The organism is Nostoc sp. FACHB-892 (genome assembly GCF_014698795.1).
Lineage (GTDB): Bacteria > Cyanobacteriota > Cyanobacteriia > Cyanobacteriales > Nostocaceae > Nostoc.
In genome coordinates this window covers 129,284-153,449 of sequence record NZ_JACJTR010000003.1, presented here as the reverse complement: position 1 = coordinate 153,449, position 24,166 = coordinate 129,284, and the positions used below count along the sequence as shown (strand labels likewise).

Sequence of the window (24,166 nt, the reverse complement as noted above, 5' to 3'; positions counted from 1 at the left end):
TTACAAAATCTCCAGTGAAAGTATAGTTTGATCATCTTCTTGAACGTGATTATCTGCCTGAATACGAGCTAGTAAATCGTTAAGACAAAGCGGTTGTTGCTCTTGTTGCAAGAGTTGCCAAAGACCATCTTGATTCAGCATAGAACGGTTAATTGGGTCAACGTCAGACCCGGTTTTTACTGTTGAATAACAATTATTTGATACCATAGCTTCTGTAATTCCATCGCTGGCCAGTAACAATGTGTCTCCAGCAGCGAGAACCAAACGACCAGACTGTGCCTGCCATTTAGGCAAGATCCCTAAAGGAACGCTGCGAACTTTGAGGTAATTGGGATTGTCGGCTAAAGCACCTTGGCGTGACCATAACAGTGGATAGATATGACCGGCATTAGTGTAGACGAGTTCCTTAGTGGTAGGGGTATAACAAGCTAAGACAAGGGTGATAAAATAATTGTTGCTAATCAAGTCTTCACTGAGAGCGTGGTTGAGGTTTTGCATGACCACATTTGGTTCAGCTGGTGCTTCTTGAGATAATTCTCGGCGCAAGACTGAAATTATACTAGCCATAAATAAAGCAGCTGGAACGCCCTTGCCAGAGACATCACCCACAGCCAACCATAAATCGCCTTTGGGATGAACAAAAACTTCAAAAAAATCGCCTCCTACTTCCCGTGCAGGATAACAACAGGCTTGTACTTTCACGCCTTTGATATCAGGTAAACTTTGGCGGAGCAAGTTGTATTGAATTTGGCGAGCTACCTCCAACTCAGTGTGAATCTGCTGTTGCTTTTCTTGGAGGCGCTGGTAGAGTTTTGCTTGAGAGAGAGCTAAGGCTGCTTGTTCGGCAACACCTGCAATCAGTTGGATGTCTTCGTCTTGCCAGGGGCGATCGCGTCCTCGTTGGTGGAGAGCTAGCACAGCCAACAAATGCTGCTGGTAGCTAAGTGGTACAACCAGGTGGTGGCAAGGGTTACCCTCATATATTTCTTGAGCAAGTTGATAATGACGGGTTTCCAGCACTTTTTCAATTAAAATACTGGGGTCGAAGAAGCAATCTAAGACATTGGATTTAGGATCGCAGTATGAGAACTGGTCTTGGATGAGGCGATCGCCCTCTACTGGTCTAAGCAAGCAACTGGTAGCTTCAAACGTTTGACCAAGAGTTGCTACAATTTTTTGCAGCATACTGTCGTAGTCTAAAGACTCCCGAATTGCCGTTGTTACCGCATTAAACAAAGATTCTCGCCGTAGGGCCCGACGCAACTCTTGCGTGCGTTTCTTAACTAGACGATATGTATCAGTGGCTTGCTCAACTAACCCTCTAAGCCGTTCTGGATTCCAGGGTTTGGTAATGTACTTGAATACCTGACCGGAGTTAATCGCATCCACCAAATCTTCGACATCAGTAAAACCAGTTAACAAAATCCGAATCGTGTCTGGAAAGCGTTCTACAGTGAGACTAAAAAATTCGGTGCCATTCATTTCTGGCATTCTTTGGTCAGAAATAATCACCGCCATTTCGCCAAATTTATCCAAGATTTCCAAAGCACCAAAAGCATGATTAGCTTTATATACTTGAAAATCTCGCCTAAAAGTGCGGTAGAGTAAATCTAAGTTATCAGGCTCATCATCTACCACCATGAGCTTAAGTTTTTCCACCTCGATTTCAGCCATATTTGACTTTATTTTTCACATATTTGAATGGCGAGATAATATAATCTTTATCCCACCTGGCAATCAACAAAAAATTCATAAGTAATCATTTTCAACAGTTATCAGTGGTTCAAACATTAATAACTGTTCACTGAATTAAACTTTATCCCACTAACCCAGAACGCAAGGCGCGGACTGCTGCTTGGGTACGGTCATCAGCACATAGCTTATTCAAAATATTGCGAACGTGAGTTTTAACAGTCCCAACAGTGATGTAAAGCCTTTCCGCAATGACTGCATTACTACAACCTTCGACAATCAACTGTAGCACTTCTAACTCCCTTTCTGTCAGGGTATAAGGTTGAATTTCTTCCAGATTCTCGACATAATCAGGGTTAGAGGCAATGGTCTTGGTATCTACAAAAGCTGATTCCAACTTTTGAGGATTTTGTTGCGCTTGTTGTAATACAATCCGAGCGATCGCTGGATCAATCCAAGCGTTGCCATTGTGAGTTACTCGTACTGCTTCCAGCAAATTATCGAATTTTATATCTTTCATACAGTAAGAGTCTGCACCAGCAGCAAAAGCTGCCAACACAGCTTCTTTGTTATCACGCAGTGTCAAAATTAACACCTTTGTTAGTAACTGCTGTCCATTATCAGTAGATTTTACCTCCCGTGTCAGTTCTATGCCATCCTTGTCTGGTAAACCAATATCTACAATTGCAATATCTGGTTGTACCATTTTTAACATCTTTAGTCCCTCAGCAGCATTAGCAGCTTCACCTACAACTTCAATATCATCCTTTTGCAGTAATGCTGTCCGAATACCTACACGAGTTAGGTCATGATCTTCAATCAGAGCGATACGAATTTTACTCATAGCCAACTTCAGCCCGTTACACTACCTTAACCAGAAAGTCGAGTTTCGTGACATATTCCCACACTAACTGCAAGCAGTATAGTGGAGGCTTCTGTTCCCGGAACCAGAGTTGTGAGTTGAGTGTTTTATACTTGGTGAATATTACACTTCAACAATAAAATTTGAACTGTTTCAGCCCAAGACTAATTAGTTATGCTTTCTATTGTTGCAGGGCAATGGGAATCTCTCATGCTTAAGTTCTAATATAAAAAATTTGATAAACTTAACATTCAAGGAAATCTCGTGTGAGGTTAATCCAGAATAGGCTATGTCTAAAGGCAATCAAGCATTTTCAGTGTTGGGAATACCAGTTCATGTGATGGATAACTATCCAGGCTGGTTGTTAGAATGCCTGCGCGCAGGTAGAGGAACTCATGTAGTAACGCTCAATGCAGAAATGACTATGCAAGCAGAGCAGAATAAAATCCTGGCTCACATCATTAAAAATGCTGAACTAGTTATTCCAGATGGAGCTGGGGTTGTTCTGTATTTGCGGTGGCTATTATGGCAAAAAGTGCAGCGTTTTCCAGGGATTGAATTGGCAGAAAAACTTTTGGAAGAAATCGGGCAGCACAAGACAGGGGCAAAGGTATTTTTCTATGGAGGAGCGCCTGGAGTGGCCTCAACTGCGGCAGATTTTTGGCAGCAGCAAATTCCAGATTTGAGTATAGCAGGCACTCACTCAGGCTACCATTCCCCAGAAGAAGAAGCACAATTGCAACAGACTCTGGCTCAATTGCAGCCCCAAGTGATTTTTGTCGGTTTGGGAGTGCCACGTCAAGAGTTATGGATTGCCGAAAACCGCCATTTGTGCCCTCAAGCAGTTTGGATTGGCGTTGGTGGTAGTTTTGATATTTGGTCGGGAACTAAAACTCGCGCCCCAGCTTGGTTAGGAAATAATAATTTGGAATGGTTGTATCGGCTTTATCAAGAACCTTGGCGTTGGCGGCGGATGTTGGCTTTGCCAGCGTTTGCTGTGAAAGCGTTTGTTTATCGTTTGACAGCAAGGGGTGCTATTAGTTAAGAGTGCTGGGTGCTATTACTTAGTTAGTATTCAAAAAATTTAAATTGTCTTTGTTGAATTTTCAATTCCCAGGCGAAACCTGGGAATCCTTATTTTGGGGAGAATATCAAATCTGAGCCATTAAGCTATTTGGTTGTGGGGATGAGGAAAATTTAACAATGCCAGTATTAACAACTCAAGCTAAGAAAGACTTTTCCGTTCATAGAGAGGACGGTGAAACTCAACAGCACGGTAGCAATACTAGTGTAAAGGTGCAATTACAATCTGTAACCAAAACCTATACTAACGGCAGTCATGCCTTGTTGAATGCGAACCTTGAGGTAAAAAAGGGAGAATTTCTGTTTATCACCGGGCCAAGTGGTTCTGGTAAATCAACGCTTTTGAAACTGCTGTATGGCCAGGAGTTGCCCACACAGGGAAAAGTAATTATTGATGGATCTAATGTAGCGGGTTTACGGGGCGATCGCTTGTCATTATTCCGGCGACGGATTGGTATTGTGTTTCAAGACTACAAATTAATTACCCAACGCACAGTAGCGGAAAATGTGACTTTTGTGCTGCAAGCTCAAGGTTATACCCGTAAAGAAATTCAACGACGTTTAGAACCAACTTTAAAGCTGGTAGGTTTGCTGAGTAAAGCTGACTGCTTTCCAGATCAGTTGTCTGGGGGAGAGCAACAGCGAGTGAGTATTGCCCGTGCGATCGTTGGTACACCACCACTGTTACTGGCGGATGAGCCTACTGGAAATCTTGATCCAGATAATTCCTGGCAAGTGATCCAGATTCTCCAGAAGTTAAATTCCTTTGGGGCTACAGTAATTGTTACTACCCACGATGAACAGTTGGTGCGGCGATGCAATCATCCGGTAGTGCAAGTTCGGAATGGACAGTTGTCTCGAAAATAGTTATTGGTCATTAGTCATTAGTCATTGGTCATTTGTCATTTGCAAAGGACAAATGACCAATAACTAATAGACGTGGTGTTTGACTTTTGCTGATACGGGTATGAAAGTTGCTGGTGTTTTGGGGGGTAGCACTTGTGGGCGATGGTCTTTGACCGACCGGAGGTCATCGCAGGCTTGTAAAGTTTTAAAAGCTGCCTCTCTGATCCCAACTTCCTCCTCTCGGCTGAGTAGGAGTTGCAAGCATTCGACAACATCTTGCTGCACTGAAGAATCAACTCGCTTACGGCTAATGAATTTAGTTAGTTGACGTAGGGCAATCAACCGCTTCAATGGATCTTTTTCGGTTAAATTTGCTAGCAACTGATCGAGGTGGTCTTCTTCTTGATTTCCATAGAAGTTGACAATTTGCCAGACCAATAAAATTAAAGTTAATAGTGTTCCCACGCCTTGCAAAATAGCACCAGCAGCAATCCAGGAACTGTGAGAGTCAACCCAAATTGCAGCGGCCATGTAAGTACTGACAGTAGCAACACCACCACTGACAACCGCTAAGGCTAACCGACGATTTGAACTGTTTAAGAACTTATGTATCTTAGACCAGTGTAATTGCCAGTCCCACTCTTGCATTGAGTAAACCAATACCATTATTCCAACGCCGATTAAGAGAGCCAATAGCAGCATCCAGTTCCACAACAACATGGCGATGAAGATTGTTAGGAACCCAAGAAAGCCTCCAGACCCAGAGAAACGCTTAAATGTTTGCTGCTTTGTAGCTCCCTTTGTCTTGAACTTTGGAAGCGACCAGTCCCAGTTGGGGATCTGGTTGATTAATTGCTGCCAAGAAGACGAAGCCTGTGCCACAGTATTTACCTACTTGATTACGAAATTACTTATTGTATAAGTTTTACTAGAGATGAAGAAAGGGTGAAGACCCAAACTACAAGATGCCCGGTTTTCAAGGACACTATAGTAGATTAGTACAGCACGGCGGAAATCAAGATAGCATTTTAAATGGCTCAGAGCAAGGGCATAAAGGCTTTTTAAACACAAAAACGAAAATTATCAAGAGTAAATTGACCATCAAAAGCACAGAAGGTAACACTGTAGATGTTATTCACACTTATAGATAATAATGTATTGGGGGAAATTGCCGAGTCTGAATTGGCAAGATTAGCACTTGGTAGTACAGCTTGAGCGAGGAGTTGGCGATCGCGATCGTAGGCGGAAAGCACTAGGCGTTGGGAACTAGTGACAAAGGCGCTAACCGAGCTAACCGGATGCAAGAAAGTAGCTTCTAAAAATCCGCTTTTGGGTGCTGCCATTAAGACAATAAGCCCCGAATAGGTTGGAAATGCTGGATTTGATGGCTGTATTGCTATAGAATTGTGAAAAATTACTCCCCAGCGTTCATACTGGCACTCTACTGGTTCAAAACACTTCAAATCTTCTAAGTCTAAACAAATACAAGTAGGTACAGTCACTCTGGCGGCGTCAATAGCTGACTCGACCTGATCCCCCCAAACTGAAGCTTTCATTTCATTTTGTATATTAAATTTGTCAAGCGCAAATTTAGCGTCTTCAATCGTTGTTAGTTTATTTGATTGAAGAGTCGCCTGCTTCACCATGACATTCCGCCTTACCATTACCTAGATAATAATCAAATTTATTAATACATCAAAAGCTACTATTTCTACATATAAAACTAGAATTAATAGCTTCTTAAAATGAGCATTTTGAATCTTCTTGATGCTCAAAATTCTTTATGAGTTTCTTGATAGACTACCATAAAAACTTATGTTTGATTCACGCTTTAGTGATACTCGCTACCACGAAAAACCCTTGTATAACAGTAATTTCAACCTAAGTTGCTTTTTATGATGAAAAAAGATCACCAAATCTTTACAAGTAATTCAGTAATTTTATATCTACTTAATCTGACAGTAGCGGGAAGTCTTAGAGTGATTGGTTCGCCGATAATAACAATCAGTGGGGAGTTTGAACTAAATAGGTAAGTATTCTGGAGTGAATAAAGAAGACACGGTGACGTGAAGAAATTATCAAAGACTCTCCCTGTGCCTTCACGTCCACAGGTCTATTCTGTTACTTGTGCCAACTAATTACTACAGTCAAAAAAAATACTTATGTTTCAACCACTAGGATTTGAACAACGTTCCATAAATACCTCACTAGGTAGAATGGTATACTATACTGCCACTGGCTCACCTTGGCAGGGCAATGTAACTGCCAAAGATGATCGAGAAACTTTGGTGTTCTTGCACGGCTTTGGTGGTGGATCTTCTGCTTATGAGTGGTCGAAAGTGTATCCGGCTTTTGCTGCTGAATATCGGGTCATTGCACCCGATTTAATCGGTTGGGGTAAATCTGAGCATCCAGCACGGAGTTATAAGATTGAGGATTATTTAACCACTATTCGGGAGTTTTTCGAGCAGACTTGTACCGGGCCAGTAACTGCGATCGCTTCTTCATTGACCGCAGCCTTTACAATTCGAGTAGCAGCAGATCATCCTGATTTATTCAAGTCTTTAATTCTCACTACCCCTGCCGGGCTTTCAGACTTTGGCGAAGACTACTCCCGTAGTTTTTTTGCCCAGTTAATCAGCGTTCCCGTTGTTGACCGTTTACTTTACAGCACTGGGGTCGCTACCAGTGGGGGTATTCGCAGTTTCTTAGAGCAACGCCAATTTGCTCAGTCTAATCGAGTGTATCAAGAAATTGTAGATGCTTATTTACAATCCGCCCAACAGCCTAATGCTGAGTATGCAGCACTGTCATTTGTGCGTGGCGATTTATGCTTTGATTTATCCCTTTATATTCAACAGTTAACCGTTCCCACCGCCATTATTTGGGGACGAAGATCCGAATTTACAGGCCCCTCAATTGGTCGTCGCCTTGCCGAAATGAATCCGCAAGCGATCCGATTTTTTCAACAGTTGGAAGATGTGGGATTAACACCGCAGTTAGAGTTACCAGCAGTTACAATTGGGTTAATTCGCCAATTTTTGCCTTTGCTTAATTAGGTACTAGATAAGGGGCACACATCTCATCTGTGCGCCCCTACTGTGTTGATCTATGGTTAATTATTTATTCTGTACCTGGAAACCGCTATAAACTAGTACACCACGGCGTAAATAGAGCAACCATTTAAAATCTCTAAAGAGCTTATTTCATAACAATTTTGACTTATAAACTTGTAGTACAATCCTCAAAAAAACCTTGTAATTTCAGCACTACCTACCTACTTTCTTTCTCAAGAAACCTTGTCAAAGCTGGTAGTTGTGCCAAGATTAATTTGAGGACTTAAGGCTTGTGACATAATGTTAGGACAATTATTAGACGGACGTTACCAAGTCCTGCAAATCTTAGGTGGAGGTGGATTCGGTCAAGCTTACCTCGCCCAAGATACTCATCGGCCAGGTTTCCCGAAATGCGTTGTCAAACACCTTAAACCCGTCACTCATAGTCCTGAATTTCTCGAAACTGCTAGACGGCTATTTACCAGTGAAGCAGAAACACTAGAACAACTGGGTAACCATGACCAGATTCCTCGACTTTTAGCTTATTTTGAAGACAACCAAGAGTTCTTTTTAGTGCAAGAGTTTATTGAAGGACATACTCTGAAAGCGGAACTGTTCCCCAATCAACCTTGGACAGAAGATCAAGTAATTCAACTTCTCCAACAGGTGTTGGGTATTCTGCAATTTATTCACAGCCACAACGTTATCCATCGAGATATCAAGCCGGATAATATAATCAGGCGGCAACAAGACGGCAAGTTAGTCCTGATTGACTTTGGCGCAGTCAAACAAGTCCAAACTCAATTGCTTACACTTTTAGGGGGCACGGGGGCTACTATTATCATTGGCACCCCAGGATATATGTCTACAGAACAGGGGCAAGGTAGGCCGCGCCCCAATAGCGATATTTATTCCTTGGGCATAATTGCTATTCAATCGCTGACGGGGTTACATCCTATAAACTTTGAGGAAGATCCAGATACAGGAGAAATTTCTTGGCAGCATCAGGCTAATGTCAGTTCTGAGTTGGCATCTGTGCTATCTAAAATGGTGCTACACCACTTTAAACAGCGCTATCAATCTGCGGCTGAAGTTCTACAGGTACTGAAGCATCTCGATACTAAAGTAGGAAGGCAATCACTTCAACCAATATCTTCTACACAACCGCCTCAAGCTTCATTTCAACAAAACTCAATTGAGTATCCGCTTGCTTCTGCCCTGTCACCGGAAAATTACAATCGGTTGGAAACAGTTCTTTTAGAATTTGTCGGTCCCGTTGCGTCAAGATTATTAAAACAAATTGCGGCATCAGCATCAAACTGTGAAGAACTAATTAGTCAATTGGCCCTTCATCTTCGAGGAAATCAACAAGTTGATTTTAAGAAGAAAACAATGTTTTTACTAGAGAAACCTACTTTATTACAAGAAGTTACTGCTCAATCTGAAATTAAGTCAAATAATTTACCAAGCCAAGAATCTCAATTAATCAACGATAGCTTTGTGCATCAGTGTGAGCGGGAATTGGCTGATTTAATTGGTCCAATAGCTAAGTTTCTAGTCCAAAAAGCTGTTAAATCTTCTGGGCAAATTTCTCGTGTAGAATTTGTGAAGATTTTAGCATCCCAAATTCCCGAACCAGAAAAAGCTTTGCAATTTCAGCACCGCCTACTTCCTTGATTCAGCTATCAAGTTGGCGATCGCATCTACTAATTCGGCTGGCTCTACTGGTTTGGCAAGATGCTTATCAAATCCGGCTGCAAGTACTTGCTTGGCGTTCATTTCTCCAGCATAGGCTGTAAGTGCGATCGCTCGAATTTGCCCTCCTTGCTCTTTTGGTAGGGTTCTCAGCTGTCGCATGAACATACATCCATCCACTTCTGGCATCCCTATATCGCTTAAAAGTATATCTGGCAAAGATTGGCTTAAAGCGGCTAGTGCTTTATCTGCTGATGCCACTGCTGTCACATTTGCCCCATATTGCTCTAACAAGAAGGCAATAAATTCTCGCGTATCTGCATCATCATCCACTACTAAAATATTGACACCATTTAAATTTGAGGATGTCTCTGAGTCGCTAGTGTCCTGTTTAACCTCTGATTGATGTTGGAGCAGTGGGAGTCTTACAGTAAAAGTTGCCCCCTGATCTTCGCCCTCGCTTTTTACCTGGACTGTGCCGCCATGCAGTTCGACTAAGTGACGGACGATCGCTAACCCTAACCCCAATCCACCAAACTTTCTGGTGGTGCTGCTGTTCTCTTGGCGAAAATATTCAAACACGTAAGGCAGAAAATCAGGATCGATGCCTTTGCCAGTGTCGCTGACTTCAATTAGTGCTGAGTTGGAATTGGAATTAGGACATGATGAGAGTCGGATGTCAACTCGTCCCCCCGCAGGTGTAAACTTAACTGCATTTGAAAGCAGGTTCCAAACGACTTGCTGCAATCGGCCGGAGTCACCCAAAACTTGCCCTAAATTTGGTTCCAGACTGATGTGCATCTCAATTGACTTAGCTTCTGCCGACAGCCTGACTGTTTCCATTGCTGCCGAAATCACAGATGCCAAATCAACTGGGTAGATATTCAAGCTGAGTTTACCTTGTAAAATCCGGGAGATATCTAGCAAGTCTTCAATCAGTTGAGCCTGTAACCTAGCATTTCGCTCAATAGTCTTCAGCGCTTGAGGGATTGTCTTTTCATCAAGTTTTTTGGTTTGGAGTAGCTTAGACCATCCTAAAATTGGGTTGAGTGGCGATCGCAATTCATGAGAAAGCACTGCTAGAAACTCGTCTTTAATCCGGTTAGCGTTTTCTGCTGCTTCCCGTGCCGTTTGCTCTGCTTCGTATAGGCGGGCACGTTCCATTGCTTGAGCGCACTGCTGTGCTAATGCCAGCATAAAGGCTTGATCGTCCTGGCTAAACTCTTGAATCTCGGCAAAAGCTAGAGACATTCCACCTATGGCTCGTCCCTCAATGATTAATGGAATCGAAATCCAAGCGCCGTAGTCAACCTGGGCGTATTCCTTAGCAAGATGTGAGTAACGAGCTACCCTTGTTGCTGTTGGTTCCTGCCAGATAGGCTTTTTGGTTCGTACTGCTTCTGCTAGTGGTGCGGATGTATGAATAGAGAATCGACGCCATGAATCTATCGTTTCCTGTTGATAACCTACTGCACGGACAATTTCTAGTTCAGTGCCGCTTTTAGTCAGTAGTGCTACTAAAGCAGAACTAGCTCCCAAAGCTGCCATACCTTGCTCTACAATTACTTCAGCAACTTGTGCCGGAGTGAGAGATTCAGAAAGTGCAGCGGTAATGGTTTGCAGACGGGCAGTGCGAGATGCTGCTCGTTCAGCAGCTTGTTGAGATTGCTGTGTTTCTGTATAGAGTCGAGCATTATCAATTGCTATGGCAGCACGGTGAGCCAATTCCTCAGCTAACATTAGGCTTTTGGTGTCGTAGCGACGAGCTGAAGAAGATACCAAAGTTATAGCTCCCAGCACCCGCCCCCGAACTATGAGCGGTACACTCATCCCAGATGTAGGATTTAATTCTTGCAAGATTTTTAGATGATTGGTATTGCGGCTTACCGCTTGTATCTGTTCATCAGAAATAAAATGAGTAATTTGTGATTTGCCTGTGCTTATTACTTCAGCAACACCTTCTCTTGATGTCAAATCAGGCGAATAATTTTGTAACTGTTCTACTAATTTTTGTTTCGCTCGATTGGCATGGGCTGCTGCAACCCGGCGAACTAATTGATTGTCACAAATAATATCAACTACGCACCAATCAGCTATTTCAGGTACTGCTAAACGCGTCAAACTGGTTAAGGTCGTCTCGTAGTCTAATGATCCAGCCAAAATCCCACTAGCCTCAGCTATAAAACGCTGCTCCTCCTCCACCTGTTTGCGCTTAGTAATATCCCGCGAAGATGCCTGCATTTCTAAAATTTCTTTAGTTTGGCGATCGCGAATAGCTCGAATAGTTGCTTCCAACCAAATATAATGTCCGTCTTTGTGACGACCACGGTGAGTAATAGTATAAATATCTGGTAGATCGGCATTGATTGGATAATTACTAGCAATCTCTGCCAAATCGTCTGGGTGAACTAACTCCTGGCTGTGATGACCTATTAATTCTTCTGGTTCATACCCCAATACTGTGTAGCAAGCTGGTGAAACGTACCGAAGAATTCCATCTACTGTATGGCGCGAAATAATATCAGTTGAATTTTCAGCCATCAGCCGAAAACACGCTTCACTCTCGCGCAGTTTTGCCTCTGCCTGCTTGCGTACATTAATGTTACGGAAATAAAGTGATAACCCTGTGACTGAAGGGTAAACACGAACCGCAAACCATGCATCAAAGGGTGGGTAATAATCTTCAAGCTCAAGCGGCATTCCTAGAGTAACTGCCCTTTGATAAAGTTGACCAAAGCTAGTACCAGCTAGTTCTGGGAACTCTTCCCACAAATTTTTTCCCAGTAGTTCCTCGCAAGAACGCCCCAAAGTTCTGCTTCCTTCATGATTGAGATAGGTAAAGCGCCACTCACTGTCAAAGGCAATAAAGCCGTCAGTGATACTTTCTAAAATTTGGGTAACTTGCTCTTTGGCAGCTTCAGCCTCAACACGAGCCACTTGCTCCCGCTCAAATAGCTGTTGACGCTCGGCTTCGGCTTGCTTGCGCTCGGTGATTTCTTGGCAGATTGCGCCCACCCAATTAACATTACCTGGTAGTTTAATCGGATAGTAATTTACTGACCAGTGCCTTTGCTTTCCAGGGGCGGCGGGTGTCTCTCCACTGGCCTCTTGGGCAATAGATTTTCCCGTCTCAACTACATGGTGGAAAGCTTCCATGATCGCAGAATCTACTCCTGGTAGTACTTCGGCAACAGTTTGACCGATATGTGCTTCTTGGGGAAGACCGTTAATCTCAGCTAAAGCGTCATTCAACCGAACATATCTTAATTTCTCATCCCATAAACCAATACCTATAGGTGCGTTATTGAAGAGGGTATCAAGTAGAACGTTAGCTTCAATCAAGCGAGTCTGTTCTGTTTTCAGTAGCACCAGCAATTGTTCACGTTCTGCTTCAGCTTGCTTGCGAGCAGTAATATCTACACACATTCCTACCCATTCTCGGATTTCGCCTATTTCATCAAATATAGGCACACCGCGTATGGCCATGTCACGGTATTCGCCGTCATGCCGCAAAACACGATACTCGGCAACTGCAACGCTACGCCCAAAAAAAGCCTGCCTCCAAATAGCAGTTATAGATGTACGGTCATCTGGGTGCAGTGCCTCAACCCAACCCCATCCTTTATATTCTTCGGGACTTTGCCCAGTGAACGCCTCCCAAGTCGGAATATCGTCAACAACGTTGCCCCAAGGCCCCGCGCTCCAGACGATAGATGCGCTTGCTTCTGCTAGTGAGCGGTAGCGTGCTTCACTATGACGCAGATTTTCTTCTACTTGCTCTTGTTCGTCCAAATATTGCCGCAAATCTGTAACCTCTTGAGCTTTTAGATTATAAATTAAATCTTTAATAAGGGGAAAATTTTCCTCCCCAATCGAGACGGCTGAAGTTTCAAAAATCCGGCTATATTTTTCCTCACTTTCTTGCAGTAACAATGAACTTCGTTGCTGCTCAATGAACTGACCAATTTGAGTGGCGATCGCACTCATCATTTGCAGTAAATTGGTGTCAGGCTCTAAAATTTGGTCGCTGAAAAATTCGATCACACCTAAGATTTTATTATCCAGCCGAATTGGGAATCCGATGGCGGCGGCAAAATAATTCTCGGTTTGGGCGGGTTCGGAAATCCAAACAGGTTGGCCACTTGCCCAAATCTGACCGGGTAACCCTTCACTCAAAGCAATTGTCTGCTGGTTGAATGCTTCTTTCTCTAAGTCAGATGAATACCAAGAACTCATGCAGTGTAGAACATTAGCTTCATCGTCTACACTCCAGAAAATACCTGCTTGCCATCCTAAATTTTCGCACAGCGATCGCAATATAGTTGAAACATTTACAAGCGTGGTTGCCTCAGAGAGAATGCAGGCGATCGCATACTGTGCATTCAGAAGCTGCTGGCTGCGTTTGCGCTCAGTAATATCTGTAATTAAGATTGATACGCCATTTTCTGAGGGATAGACGCGATTTTCCAACCAACGATGCCATTCTGGATAAAAATACTCAAAATTAACTGTAACTTGTTCAGCAACAGCACGGTGCAGTTCAGTATAAATTAGGCTATTAACTGTGTCAGGAAACTCCCAAATACTCCTGCCTAAAAAGTCTTCCTTATTCATCCCAGCTAGTTCAGCTAGCTTGTCATTAACGTAAGTGTAGCGCCATTCATGATCCAATATGACAAAAGCATCGCTGATCCTAGCTAATACCTGTTCAACGTCTGGGATGATAGTTGCTGGAACTTCAGCAGTCACAGTCTCTGCTCCTCATTTTTGAAAGTATCTGGCTAAAAGCGCCTTACCGGGTTCTCCCATTTCGTATAGTAGCTTTTCAATTTGTTGCATAGCCAGTGGCGAAGATTGTGTTCGTCCGTTTTCCCATCGGTTTAAGCTAGTAATAGAGTTGTTTAAATCGGGGAATAGAAAACATGAAGGTTTGGCTTGCCTGCTTTTTGGTGCTTTTTGCTTTGGCAGAACTGTTTGACTGGTTGCAAGAATTTAATTTGCCATTACCTATCTATATTTTGGGTGGCGCTTTTTTAGCTGTTGCTTCTAACTATGATAAAATCTTTGATTCCTATTTTGCTGATTCAAGTATCGAAGCATCACTCGAACAACCTCAATTAGATTCACTAACCCCATCTACTAATCCTATTTCTTTCACAATTGCCAGTCCTGTTGAAGATGCTCACATATCTCAAACAGATGATTAACTGCATAGCACAATCGCTTGTTTGATTCTGTAGTCAACGCTGGGCTTAAGCTTGCTTTAAGAGTAGGAATACCCCGAAACCTCTAAGCAGCAGGTAAATTGCTACATTACATTAATATAAATAAAAGCTCAGGTTAATTAGCTTTTAACTTAGAGCCAGAAAATTAACTTCTGCGCCTGCAACATCTACCCAATTCAGGCTACCGCCGCAACGCCGTGATTAGTGGACTATTAGAAAAACTCCGTCTTCCCTTTGTCAAAGTTCAGGATTCTCGTGAAACTTCCAAGAGCAAAAGCTGGTTGCAAATAATTGTAGTTACCAGTGTAGGAGTCACCGCTTTAATCTGGGGAGTTCGTGAACTCAGATGGTTGCAGCCTTGGGAGATGAGAGTTTATGACCAAATGTTGCGATCGCGTCCAATACAAGCACCTGATCGGCGAATTTTGCTAGTAAAAATCACTGGCGACGATCTCAAACGAGAGAAATGGACTCCATCAGATCGGACAATCAATCAGCTATTAAAGAAAATAGAGTCTTATCAACCGCGAATTGTTGGTTTATATCTTTTCCAACCAGAACACAACAATTTTGCAGCTAATTTGCAAAATCAAGATAACATCGTCAGCACTTGTTCCTTCAGCAGCTTGGGTAAAGATGAAATTCCACCACCACCAAATTTCCCTATAGATAATGTTGGGTTTAGCAATGTGGTTGCTGACAATGAAAACGACCAAATTCTCCGCCGCAGCTTGTTATTTGTTTACTCTCCAGATAACAAATGTACAACATCATTTGCATTTGGTGCGCTCATAGCAATTAATTATCTAGAAAAACAAGGCATTGAATATCATTTTACTAATAAAGGAGATTTTCAGTTAGGTAAAACCCTGTTCCCGCGTTTACAACCTAATTCCGCTAGCTATCAACATCTGGATGCAGATGGCTATCAAATATTATTAAATTACCGTCACCCCAATAGCCTCGCTAAGGAAGTAACTCTCTCAGATGTTCTTAATGGCCGAGTCAACCCCTATTTAATTAAAGACCGTCTTGTAATTATTGGCGCTACTGCGGCTAATCTAAGTCCAGGTAGCTTTTATACACCTTATAGCGCTTTGCCAGATCAACCACCCAGAATGCCTGCTCTGTTTATTCATGCACAGATAGCAAGTCAACTCATCAGTACAGTGTTGGATGGACGACCTCTAATTTGGTACTGGCCCGACCCGGCGGAACTTATTTGGGTATGGGGCTGGTCGCTTTTAGGTGGAATCATAGCATGGCGGTGGCAAAATCCGTTGCTGTTGCTAGTGGTGGGAGGGACAACTCTACTTGGCTTAGTAGGAATCTGCGTTGCTTTGTTTTTGCAAGGCGGATGGATACCATTAGTTCCCTCTGGACTCGCTTTGGTGATTAGTAGCATCTGTGTGATTACTTATAGTAGCTACCAAAATCAACGACAAACTCAGGTGATTATTCTGCAAGTTGAAAAACAACAAGAAGCGATCGCTCAATTAAATGTACTCTTAGAAGACAAAACAGCGCTTCCTGACTCCTATCTTGATTTTCCTTCCCCAGTTGATTCACCAGAAAAAAAATCAGGTGATTTGCTTTTAGGTGGACGCTACAAAATTTCTCAAGTTCTTGGTGCAGGTGGATTTGGCCGCACTTATTTAGCACAAGATACTCAACGACCGGGTAATCCTACTTGTGTAGTTAAAAAGTTAATGCCAGCCCGTCAAGATCCACGATTTTTACAAGTTGCTCGCAGGTTGTTTAATAGTGAAGCTGAAATTTTACAATCTTTGGGTAAACATCATCAGATTCCCGAATTACTTGCTTATTTTGAAGATGACCAAGAATTTTATTTGATTCAAGAATATATCGAGGGACATACCCTAAGTGAGGAATTACCACCTGTTCAGAATGTGCAAAACGAATCATTTGTGATGGAGATGCTCAAACAAGTTTTAGAAGTTCTAGAATTTGTTCACCAGCATCGAGTGATTCATCGTGATATCAAACCAACTAATATTATTAGATGCACTCAAGATAATCGGCTAGTATTGATTGACTTTGGTGCTGTCAAATTGATGCAACCGCAAAGTAGTGAGCAAACAGAATTAGCCACAGTAGCCATCGGGACGCGGGGTTATGCGCCTCCAGAACAATTTGCCGGTCATCCCCGCTTGTGCAGTGATATTTACGCTTTAGGAATGATTGGTATTCAAGCCATAACAGGAATACTGCCGCAAGAACTCCACCCAGATCCAGAAACAGGCAATGTGATGTGGCGGCAAAGGGTGCAAGTGAGTGAAGGATTAGCGACAATTTTAGATAAGATGGTTTGCTATCATTTTAGCGATCGCTATCAATCAGCCGCCGCAGTTTTACAAGATTTAAAACGTATGTATAGCAGTCCGTTTTGATTTTTGAGATTATTTGTGTAGAGAGGGAGTGGGGAGTAGGGAAGAAGCTAGGCAGTGTAACGGACAATTAATGCTTTCCAACGTGCGGAGGCGGGTGTTTTGTCTGTGTAGCCACCACTTCCAGCCGTCTAATGCTATTTAAAGGCAACCTGCTGCATTGTTATTGTATCGACTGACAATGTGATTGTATCGGCTAACAACGCGATTGTATCGACTAACAATGTGATTGTATCGACTGACAATGTGATTGTATCGGCTAACAATGTGATTGTATCAACTGACAATGCGATTGTATCGGCTGACAATGCGATCGTATCGTCTAACAATGCGATTGTATCGGCTGATAAAAATTACTGCTATTTTCAGTTAAATAGAAGACCGCGCAGTAAGGGCACAGCAATGCTCATACGTGTCAACTTAACGTGAATGGTAATGACGTTATATCAAGCCTACTCAATTACCAATTAAGTCGTCGGAACCCCACCCCGCTTTTGTCTAGCGACAAAACCTCCCCTCCCCGTGAACGGGGAGGGGATTAAGGGGAGCCAGTGCGGTCTTGGGGTCTCCCCAAGTGAAGCATCTGGCGTGTGGGGTAAAACGCCTGTGGAATAAGCGTTTTAACTTAAGTTGACACCAATGAGCATTGCTGTGCCCCTACGATAAATGTGGTTCAAATACATGAAAACTGCTACAACTCACCTTAGTTTTAACTTCATCTTCCCGCCCACATCGTTAGTTACCTAAGCCGGAGTACTAACCAGTATAATAGCCTGGATATTCTTTAAAAAAATTCGCCGCTAATAACTCTTCCCTTTGCGTCCTTTGCGGTTCGATAACCTAATCATGTCCACTCAACCTATAATCCAAAGCATATACACCGATGGTGCTTGCACCGGTAACCCTGGCCCTGGCGGTTGGGGAGTTGTCGTCTACTTCAGCGATGGCTCAATCCACGAAATGGGCGATGCATCCCCTCATACGACTAATAATAAAATGGAAATGCAAGCTGCGATCGCAGCCCTCCAATTCCTGCAAACATCTCAACAAACCCAACCCATCATCCTTCATACCGATAGCGAATACCTAATTAACTGCGTTACCAAGTGGGTGAAAGGCTGGAAAAAGAAAGGCTGGAAAAAGTCAGATGGAAAACCCGTTCAAAACCAAGAGCTTTTGGAAACTCTCGATGAACTTAATACCCAACAAGTAAAATGGCAACACGTCAGGGGACATTCTGGTAACATAGGTAACGAACGTTGTGATATGATCGCTCGCACATACGCCAGTGGTAAAATTCCTTCGCTACAACAATTAACACCTACAAATTTTTATAAATCTTTACCTTCCACAAATGAACTGAATGTAGCAAAAGTAGCTGATTATGAAAAAAACTCTCGAATAACTAACCAAAGTCCGCAACAAATCAGTACTTCTGCACCAGAAATAATCGTTATGGAACCATCTACTGGGCCAACTGCGGCCGCAACCGATGAAAAACCGCCAGAAATGAGGGTTTCGCAACTCCGCAGCTTGGTCGAAACTCTGCGTATCGCTGACGAAATTTCAGAGAAAGGCTATTTAATCACCAGTTCTGAGTTAGCAGACTTGATGGATGTCCACGCCAGCGCTGTTACCAGTCGGGGAGATCAATGGCGCTGGCGAAACTGGATAGTGTCACGGGTACGCCGTGAAGGAAATCAAATTCTTTGGGAACTGGAACGCGGGGATCAAGTAGGAGGTGAAGAGGAGTGAGGAGTTAGGAGTGAGGAGTTATGAGTTATGAGTTATGAATTTTTAACTCCTAACTCTTAACTCCTAACTCTTAACTTTTAACTCCTAACTATATTTGCGTCCCCGCCACTCGCGTGGCTTGCGGAACGCAGATAAGAAGATTCGCAGCACAGCTAAGGGATCAGCCAAAGGGGAAAGCCAGAATAACCAGCCACCTTTAGCGCTTTTGCGATCGTAAGAAGGTGCGATCGCAATTAGCATAGCAAAGCGAATCACCACCAGAAATAAATTTAGTCCCAGTAAGATAAGTGGGGGAGTAAAGGAATAAGAGAGTGGGGGAGAAATCAACAGAAAAGTGAGAACAATTAAAAGAGGTAGACCTTGAACAGATGTAAGTAGCCATAAATCTCCCCACAACTGCGAACGAGAAGTTGCATCTTTGAGATCGAGACTCCGCCCCCACTCCTTCCAAGTCTCCATCGCCCCTTCATACATCCGTACTTTCAGCACCTTTGCGCCATCTAAAAAGCCCACCTTATACCCTTGAACAGCAATATTTCGTGCCAAAGTGACATCATCACAAAAAGAACCACTCGCACTGCTATAGCCACCCACAGCAGCTAAAACGGAGCGACGACACAAAAAACACTGCCCATTTGCCATCACTCGTTCTGGCTGCTCTGTATTGATCCCAGCCGGGTCAAATCGGTAAAGTAGAGTCATCAACAAAGCAGGTTGTAGCCAGCACTCTCCTGGATATTTGAGAATGAACTGGGGTGAAAGGGAAACGAGGTCATAGCCTTGTGCTTCCGCCGTCTTCACCAAGCCAGCAACCAAACCAGGATGCGGTTGGATATCAGCATCCAGCCCCAGAAACCACTGACTACCCTCAGAGCTAAATAAAAAACCGTTATGCAACGCCCAAGGACGTCCCACCCAACCAAAGGGTAAGGGGTCATCTGTCATCACACGAAAGCGCGGATCTTTCTGCTGTGTCGCTTTTACCAAGTCGGGTGTACCATCACTGGAGTTGCTGTCTACAATAATAATTTCCCGAACTTCGTAGCTTTGCTGACTTAAACCAGCTAACAGAGGGCTAATGCGAAGCGCTTCGTTTAAAGTGGGAACGACAACGCTAACCTTACCCAAAAGCTCTAACGTCGGCTGTTGCGGTTCTATTGGAGGATGCCGTCTTGGGCCCTTTAACAGGCGCGAAAACAGAATCGCCGTTGCTGGTACTTGGATAAGTAGCAATAAAAGGGAAATGCCGCTTTCTACTATCAAAGCGTTGTCTACTGTTGTCAAAATACTTATCAATTAAAATCGCGGTTATACAAAATAAATGGGCATGGGGTGTTGGGGATGGGGCATTGGGCATGGGTTATTCTCCTTGTATCCTTTCCCTGCCCCCAATCTTCAGTCGCCAATCCCCAGTCCCCAAAGAAGCTTATTTTAAGGCAACTTTAACGCTTCTTGCCACCGAGACTTCGTTGCTTGCTGGTTCAACAGCAACTGGAATAGGAGTGGTTGAACTGCTTAACCACAGAGCCACGGCGGGAACTACACCAAGGAATAAGCCGAGCAACACGGGGATGTAGAATCCAGCGGCCAAGCTTAGTCCGGCGGCGAAGGCAAAGTTAGTTAAATAAACGACTAAGGGTAGATTAAGTTGCGATCGCTCTAATTTAATCGAAGCGTTTCTCCACAACAATCCTGCCACAGTCATAAACAGGGCACTAGTGCCAAACCAACCTGCATAGTTCTGGTAAGGTGTGCCAAAGAAAGCTCCTGGTTGTTCCCAATACCAGAAGGGCAGAGAAGTTTGACTCATCGCTGGTTCAAGGGCAAAATCCCAGCAAGTGAAGAGTAAAGCACCAACGGCTATAGCCGCAACATGGCGTCCCCAACTAGGTTTTTGTGCCACTTTCAAACCAGTTCTCGCAATTAAATAAGACGACAGCCCAACATAAAACCAAGATAAAGGAATTGTGAAAGGAACTAGCCCCGCAATCTTATAACCCAAGCCACTTAAGTAGCTATAATCACCAAATGGAAAACCCGTGCTGGTTCCCAGTAATTCACTACCTAAGGAAATAAACATAGCCGGCAGCATAAATGCTAGCCAAACTCCTAATCCCAGCGTTCGGTAGGCATAAATAGAGACAGCTATTGTCCCCAAGATGATATCAACTACACCGCCACCTGCCATACTTAACTGTACGGCAGTTTCTCCAACCTGCGATAAGTTGAAAAGTATTTCGGCATTAGGCACGACCAGTAGCATCCCTACCAGTCCAAAGGCTTTTGACACGATATGACCAATCAGGCATACGCGTTCAGCAATAACAAGTTGTCTCATGATAATTCCTTAACAAGATGTGACACGCGGCTACTCGGCTGCTAACAGTTTACAAATGTTTAACAACATATTTAACTACTTTGTGCCGCAATTCTCTACAAACTTGTTTGGCTTTCTTGGGAAGAGCATAACAGCCTATTGATTGAAGCTATAAAAATATGATGATAGATTTACTAGTCTAAGCTATATAGTCACAAATCTACATAATTTCATCTGCAAAAATTTCTAGTTTGTTGTCCCACTGATACCCGTATGATGAAGAACTCCTTCCGATGCAAGGATCTGGTTGAGGCAGGACAATCACCATAGATTAAGCAAGCTCTACAGTAAGTGTGAAGATTGACACATTTATCCCCAAAAATCACGGCAGGGGCTACTAGGTATACCGTAATCTAGAGGTTGTTGATAAACAGCTTCTAACTTAATGACTAACAGACGCCAATTTTTAAAAGGGGTGGCAGGGCTTTCTGGCTTATCTTTAACTAGTTGTGGCTGGAGGCTAGCTGAAGTACGAGCTAATTCTAATACATCTGGTCAACGTGACCAACTTTATATCTTTACCTGGACGCAATATACTGACAACCAATTACTGAAAACTTTTAGCACCCAAACTGGCATGAAAGTGCTAGCTGATGTATACGATTCTAATGATGTCATGCTGGCTAAGTTCCAAGCTGGAGGCGGTGGCACTTACAGCATCATTTATCCATCAGATTACATGGTGCAGAAGATGGTGGACAAAGGTTTGTTAACAGAAATAGATCACGATCGCTTAATAGGTTTAGAGAATTTATTCCCCCGGTTTCAGAATCCTAGCTATGACCCGAATAACCGATATAGCATCCCTTTTAACTGGGGGACAACAGGTTTACTTTACAATTCCGAAAAACTTAAAAATGCACCACAAGACTGGGATTATCTTTGGCAAAACCAAAAGCAACTTAACCAGCGAATGACCTTGCTCAATGATGTTCGAGAAGTGATGGGTGCGACGTTACGGATGCTAGGTTACTCTTATAACTCAAAAAATGAACAAGAAATCAAACAAGCTTATGAAAAGTTGAAAGTGCTAAAACCTGCGATCGCACGTTTTGACACCGACGCTTGGCAAAATCAAATTCTGGCGGGAGATTTACTATTGGCAATGTGCTATTCAGCAGATGCGGTAAGAATTTCTCAAGAAAACCCTAAACTAAAATATGTGATTCCTCGCAGTGGTTCTTCACTATGGACAGATACTATTGTAATTCCTAAAACATCCCCAAATTTAGCTGGAGCTTATGCTTGGATTAATATGATTTTGCAACCAGAATTAGCAGCCCAAATCAGTCAACGTCTGAATATTTCTACGCCTAATAGTGCTGGATTTGAGCAATTGCCAAAAACAATCCAAAATAATCCTAATTTATTTCCCTCAGAGGCACTTTTAGCAAATTGTGAACGTGTTACTCCTGTAAGAGAATTTGAAGAGGTTTATGAGCGCTATTGGACTCAATTAACTAGTGGATAAAATAATTAGGAGTTAGGAGTTAGGAGTTATAAGTGGTGAATTTTCAAAAAAGTGATATTTCTAAAATAGAAGAATTGCATCGCCCACCAGCAAATTGGTTCCAACCTTTGGTATTACTTGCACCATCTGGGATTTGGTTATTACTTTTGTTGGTGCTGCCAACTTTAATAATTTTCCAGTTAAGTTTAGTTGCAGACATCCGCCCAGGAGATTTGGTCAATCCCAACGGATTCCAAAACTATATCCGAATATTCGACCCACTTTATTTACAAGTAATTGGGCGATCGCTATTTTTTGCCTTTGGCACTACAATAATTTGTTTAATTTTGGGCTTCCCCGTCGCCTATTGGATTGCTCAGATAGCGCCGCAGCGTTGGCGAAATTTGCTACTATTAGGCTTTGTCTTGCCTTTGTGGACTTCCTCGTTACTCCGTTCCTATGCTTGGATTACAATTCTTCGTCCTACTGGTTTATTGAACAGTTTACTCAGCAGTTTAGGTTTGCCTACTTTACAATTACTTAACCAGAGTCAAGCTGTATTTATTGGCATGAGTTACAGCTTGTTACCATATATGGTTTTGATTTTATATGCTTCACTTGAAAAGTTAGACAAGCGGTTGTTAGAAGCAGCGGCTGATTTAGGTGCAAATCCAATGGAAACTTTTTTCCAAGTAACCGTACCGCAAATTTTCCCTGGAATTGCGGCTGCTTCTATGCTTGTATTCATCACAGGCTTAGGAGATTTTGTCGATCCAGAATTACTTGGTGGTGCTTCTAGTATGACGGCAGCGCGGTTAGTTTATAACCAGTTTCTTGGAGCAACGCAAAATTGGGGATTTGGTTCAGCTTTAAGTATGACGTTAATTTTGCTTGTTAGTATTGCGATCGCACTTTTAATTAAGTTTGGCGAGGCTGCACCCAAACGCTAAACTTTTTGTCACTCATTTATAATAAGGGCATCAAACGCCAGCGAGACAACGGTTATGCTCTCACCTGATCTCAAAAATGCATTACCGACTACTGATGAACTTCCCTGTTCGGACGATACGGCAGTGGATAACGAAGACCAAAACTTTTTGCCCAATATTTTACTCTTCTTACTCAATTCCATTTGGGCAAATCGTATGGATTGGTACTTCGGGGTAAATATGGGAGTATATCACACCACAGGAGTAAATCCTAGAGTACCTGTAGTGCCAGATGCTTTTTTAAGTGTGGGAGTAGAACGGAAAAAGGGAGGGAAATCACGCAAAAGTTACGCAGTTTGGGAAGAAAATGGGGTAGTTCCAATATTCACATTAGAAATGGTATCCCACACCCCCGGAGGTGAATACGACGAGAAGCTAGATATATATAAAAAACTCGGTGTATTGTACTACGTAATTTATAACCCTGAGTTTTGGCGACGCTACCAACATCAACCCTTTGAAGTGTATAAGTTAATAGATGGAAACTACCAATTACAAATAGGTGAACCCTATTTGATGTCAGAACTGGGGTTAGGTATTGGGCGACACCAAGCTGTAATTGCGGGGATAGAACAGGAGTTTTTGTGTTGGTACGATCAGCAAGGAAATCGCTATTTGACAGATGCAGAACAGGCACAACAGGAACGACAAAGGGCTGAAACTTTAGCGCAGTATTTACGTTCTTTAGGTGTAGATCCAAATAATCTACCTATTAACTAAGGCGATAG

17 protein-coding genes are annotated in these 24,166 nt (G+C 42.9%); 10 read left to right on the top strand and 7 right to left on the bottom strand.

Annotated elements, in window-relative coordinates; all coding sequences use genetic code 11:
* Both H6G96_RS05475 and H6G96_RS05470 read right to left on the bottom strand, forming a co-directional pair.
* Positions 1 to 1,674, bottom strand: coding sequence for a SpoIIE family protein phosphatase (locus H6G96_RS05475; protein ID WP_190910498.1), 1,674 nt, complete (start codon positions 1,672 to 1,674; stop codon positions 1 to 3).
* Between the two features lie 142 nt (positions 1,675 to 1,816).
* A complete protein-coding gene (locus H6G96_RS05470; RefSeq protein WP_190910497.1) occupies positions 1,817 to 2,536 on the bottom strand; it encodes a response regulator transcription factor in 720 nt (239 codons plus the stop codon).
* 307 nt (positions 2,537 to 2,843) lie between these two features.
* Between H6G96_RS05470 and H6G96_RS05465 the strand changes: the two genes are divergently transcribed.
* Complete coding sequence (locus H6G96_RS05465) at positions 2,844 to 3,599, top strand: WecB/TagA/CpsF family glycosyltransferase (protein WP_190910496.1); 756 nt, start codon at positions 2,844 to 2,846, stop codon at positions 3,597 to 3,599.
* Between the two features lie 158 nt (positions 3,600 to 3,757).
* Complete coding sequence (gene ftsE, locus H6G96_RS05460) at positions 3,758 to 4,504, top strand: cell division ATP-binding protein FtsE (RefSeq protein ID WP_190910495.1); 747 nt, start codon at positions 3,758 to 3,760, stop codon at positions 4,502 to 4,504.
* A gap of 63 nt (positions 4,505 to 4,567) precedes the next feature.
* On the opposite strand, the gene H6G96_RS05455 is transcribed toward ftsE, so the two are convergent.
* Both H6G96_RS05455 and H6G96_RS05450 read right to left on the bottom strand, forming a co-directional pair.
* The gene (locus H6G96_RS05455) at positions 4,568 to 5,365 is read right to left on the bottom strand and encodes an armadillo-type fold-containing protein (RefSeq protein ID WP_190910494.1); all 798 of its coding nucleotides are present in this window, start codon (positions 5,363 to 5,365) and stop codon (positions 4,568 to 4,570) included.
* 179 nt (positions 5,366 to 5,544) lie between these two features.
* Positions 5,545 to 6,129, bottom strand: coding sequence for a hypothetical protein (locus H6G96_RS05450; protein WP_190910726.1), 585 nt, complete (start codon positions 6,127 to 6,129; stop codon positions 5,545 to 5,547).
* Between the two features lie 516 nt (positions 6,130 to 6,645).
* Here H6G96_RS05450 and H6G96_RS05445 point away from each other — a divergent pair.
* Together H6G96_RS05445 and H6G96_RS05440 are read left to right on the top strand one after the other, a co-directional pair.
* Complete coding sequence (locus tag H6G96_RS05445; RefSeq protein WP_190910493.1) at positions 6,646 to 7,542, top strand: alpha/beta hydrolase; 897 nt, start codon at positions 6,646 to 6,648, stop codon at positions 7,540 to 7,542.
* Between the two features lie 297 nt (positions 7,543 to 7,839).
* Positions 7,840 to 9,216 (top strand): serine/threonine-protein kinase, encoded by a 1,377-nt coding sequence (locus tag H6G96_RS05440; protein WP_190910492.1) that lies wholly within the window; start codon positions 7,840 to 7,842, stop codon positions 9,214 to 9,216.
* Here H6G96_RS05440 and H6G96_RS05435 read toward each other — a convergent pair.
* Entirely contained in the window at positions 9,205 to 13,983 is a 4,779-nt protein-coding gene (locus H6G96_RS05435; RefSeq protein ID WP_190910491.1) for a PAS domain S-box protein, read from the bottom strand. The two genes, H6G96_RS05440 and H6G96_RS05435, sit on opposite strands and share 12 nt — an antisense overlap.
* Before the next feature lie 173 nt (positions 13,984 to 14,156).
* Between H6G96_RS05435 and H6G96_RS05430 the strand changes: the two genes are divergently transcribed.
* From H6G96_RS05430 to rnhA, 3 genes are all read left to right on the top strand, one after another.
* The gene (locus tag H6G96_RS05430; RefSeq protein ID WP_190910490.1) at positions 14,157 to 14,441 is read left to right on the top strand and encodes a hypothetical protein; all 285 of its coding nucleotides are present in this window, start codon (positions 14,157 to 14,159) and stop codon (positions 14,439 to 14,441) included.
* A 215-nt stretch (positions 14,442 to 14,656) separates the two neighbouring features.
* Entirely contained in the window at positions 14,657 to 16,870 is a 2,214-nt protein-coding gene (locus H6G96_RS05425) for a CHASE2 domain-containing protein (RefSeq protein ID WP_190910489.1), read from the top strand.
* Positions 16,871 to 17,713: 843 nt separating this feature from the next.
* A complete protein-coding gene (rnhA, locus tag H6G96_RS05420) occupies positions 17,714 to 18,622 on the top strand; it encodes a ribonuclease HI (protein ID WP_190910488.1) in 909 nt (302 codons plus the stop codon).
* Positions 18,623 to 18,706: 84 nt separating this feature from the next.
* On the opposite strand, the gene cruG is transcribed toward rnhA, so the two are convergent.
* Positions 18,707 to 19,915, bottom strand: coding sequence for a 2'-O-glycosyltransferase CruG (gene cruG / locus H6G96_RS05415; RefSeq protein ID WP_347242186.1), 1,209 nt, complete (start codon positions 19,913 to 19,915; stop codon positions 18,707 to 18,709).
* A 133-nt stretch (positions 19,916 to 20,048) separates the two neighbouring features.
* The gene (gene cruF, locus H6G96_RS05410) at positions 20,049 to 20,960 is read right to left on the bottom strand and encodes a gamma-carotene 1'-hydroxylase CruF (RefSeq protein WP_190910486.1); all 912 of its coding nucleotides are present in this window, start codon (positions 20,958 to 20,960) and stop codon (positions 20,049 to 20,051) included.
* 424 nt (positions 20,961 to 21,384) lie between these two features.
* Here cruF and H6G96_RS05405 point away from each other — a divergent pair, with 424 nt between their 5' ends.
* The 3 genes from H6G96_RS05405 to H6G96_RS05395 are packed head-to-tail and all read left to right on the top strand — an operon-like array spanning position 21,385 to position 24,158.
* The gene (locus H6G96_RS05405) at positions 21,385 to 22,470 is read left to right on the top strand and encodes a spermidine/putrescine ABC transporter substrate-binding protein (protein ID WP_190910485.1); all 1,086 of its coding nucleotides are present in this window, start codon (positions 21,385 to 21,387) and stop codon (positions 22,468 to 22,470) included.
* Positions 22,471 to 22,505: 35 nt separating this feature from the next.
* Positions 22,506 to 23,399 carry an ABC transporter permease subunit gene (locus H6G96_RS05400; RefSeq protein ID WP_190910484.1) on the top strand — a complete coding sequence of 298 codons (894 nt, stop codon included), beginning with the start codon at positions 22,506 to 22,508 and terminating at the stop codon, positions 23,397 to 23,399.
* Between the two features lie 54 nt (positions 23,400 to 23,453).
* On the top strand, positions 23,454 to 24,158 hold the full coding sequence (locus tag H6G96_RS05395) for a Uma2 family endonuclease (RefSeq protein ID WP_190910483.1): 705 nt from the start codon (positions 23,454 to 23,456) through the stop codon (positions 24,156 to 24,158).
* Positions 24,159 to 24,166: the final 8 nt, after the last annotated feature.

Bases quoted from the DNA above. Each gene is read 5' to 3' on its own strand.
- H6G96_RS05475 (WP_190910498.1), bottom strand. From the start codon at position 1,674: ATGGCTGAAATCGAGGTGGAAAAACTTAAGCTCATGGTGGTAGATGAT.
- H6G96_RS05470 (WP_190910497.1), bottom strand. From the start codon at position 2,536: ATGAGTAAAATTCGTATCGCTCTGATTGAAGATCATGACCTAACTCGT.
- H6G96_RS05465 (WP_190910496.1), top strand. From the start codon at position 2,844: ATGTCTAAAGGCAATCAAGCATTTTCAGTGTTGGGAATACCAGTTCAT.
- ftsE (WP_190910495.1), top strand. From the start codon at position 3,758: ATGCCAGTATTAACAACTCAAGCTAAGAAAGACTTTTCCGTTCATAGA.
- H6G96_RS05450 (WP_190910726.1), bottom strand. From the start codon at position 6,129: ATGGTGAAGCAGGCGACTCTTCAATCAAATAAACTAACAACGATTGAA.
- H6G96_RS05445 (WP_190910493.1), top strand. From the start codon at position 6,646: ATGTTTCAACCACTAGGATTTGAACAACGTTCCATAAATACCTCACTA.
- H6G96_RS05440 (WP_190910492.1), top strand. From the start codon at position 7,840: ATGTTAGGACAATTATTAGACGGACGTTACCAAGTCCTGCAAATCTTA.
- H6G96_RS05430 (WP_190910490.1), top strand. From the start codon at position 14,157: ATGAAGGTTTGGCTTGCCTGCTTTTTGGTGCTTTTTGCTTTGGCAGAA.
- rnhA (WP_190910488.1), top strand. From the start codon at position 17,714: ATGTCCACTCAACCTATAATCCAAAGCATATACACCGATGGTGCTTGC.
- cruF (WP_190910486.1), bottom strand. From the start codon at position 20,960: ATGAGACAACTTGTTATTGCTGAACGCGTATGCCTGATTGGTCATATC.
- H6G96_RS05405 (WP_190910485.1), top strand. From the start codon at position 21,385: ATGACTAACAGACGCCAATTTTTAAAAGGGGTGGCAGGGCTTTCTGGC.
- H6G96_RS05395 (WP_190910483.1), top strand. From the start codon at position 23,454: ATGCTCTCACCTGATCTCAAAAATGCATTACCGACTACTGATGAACTT.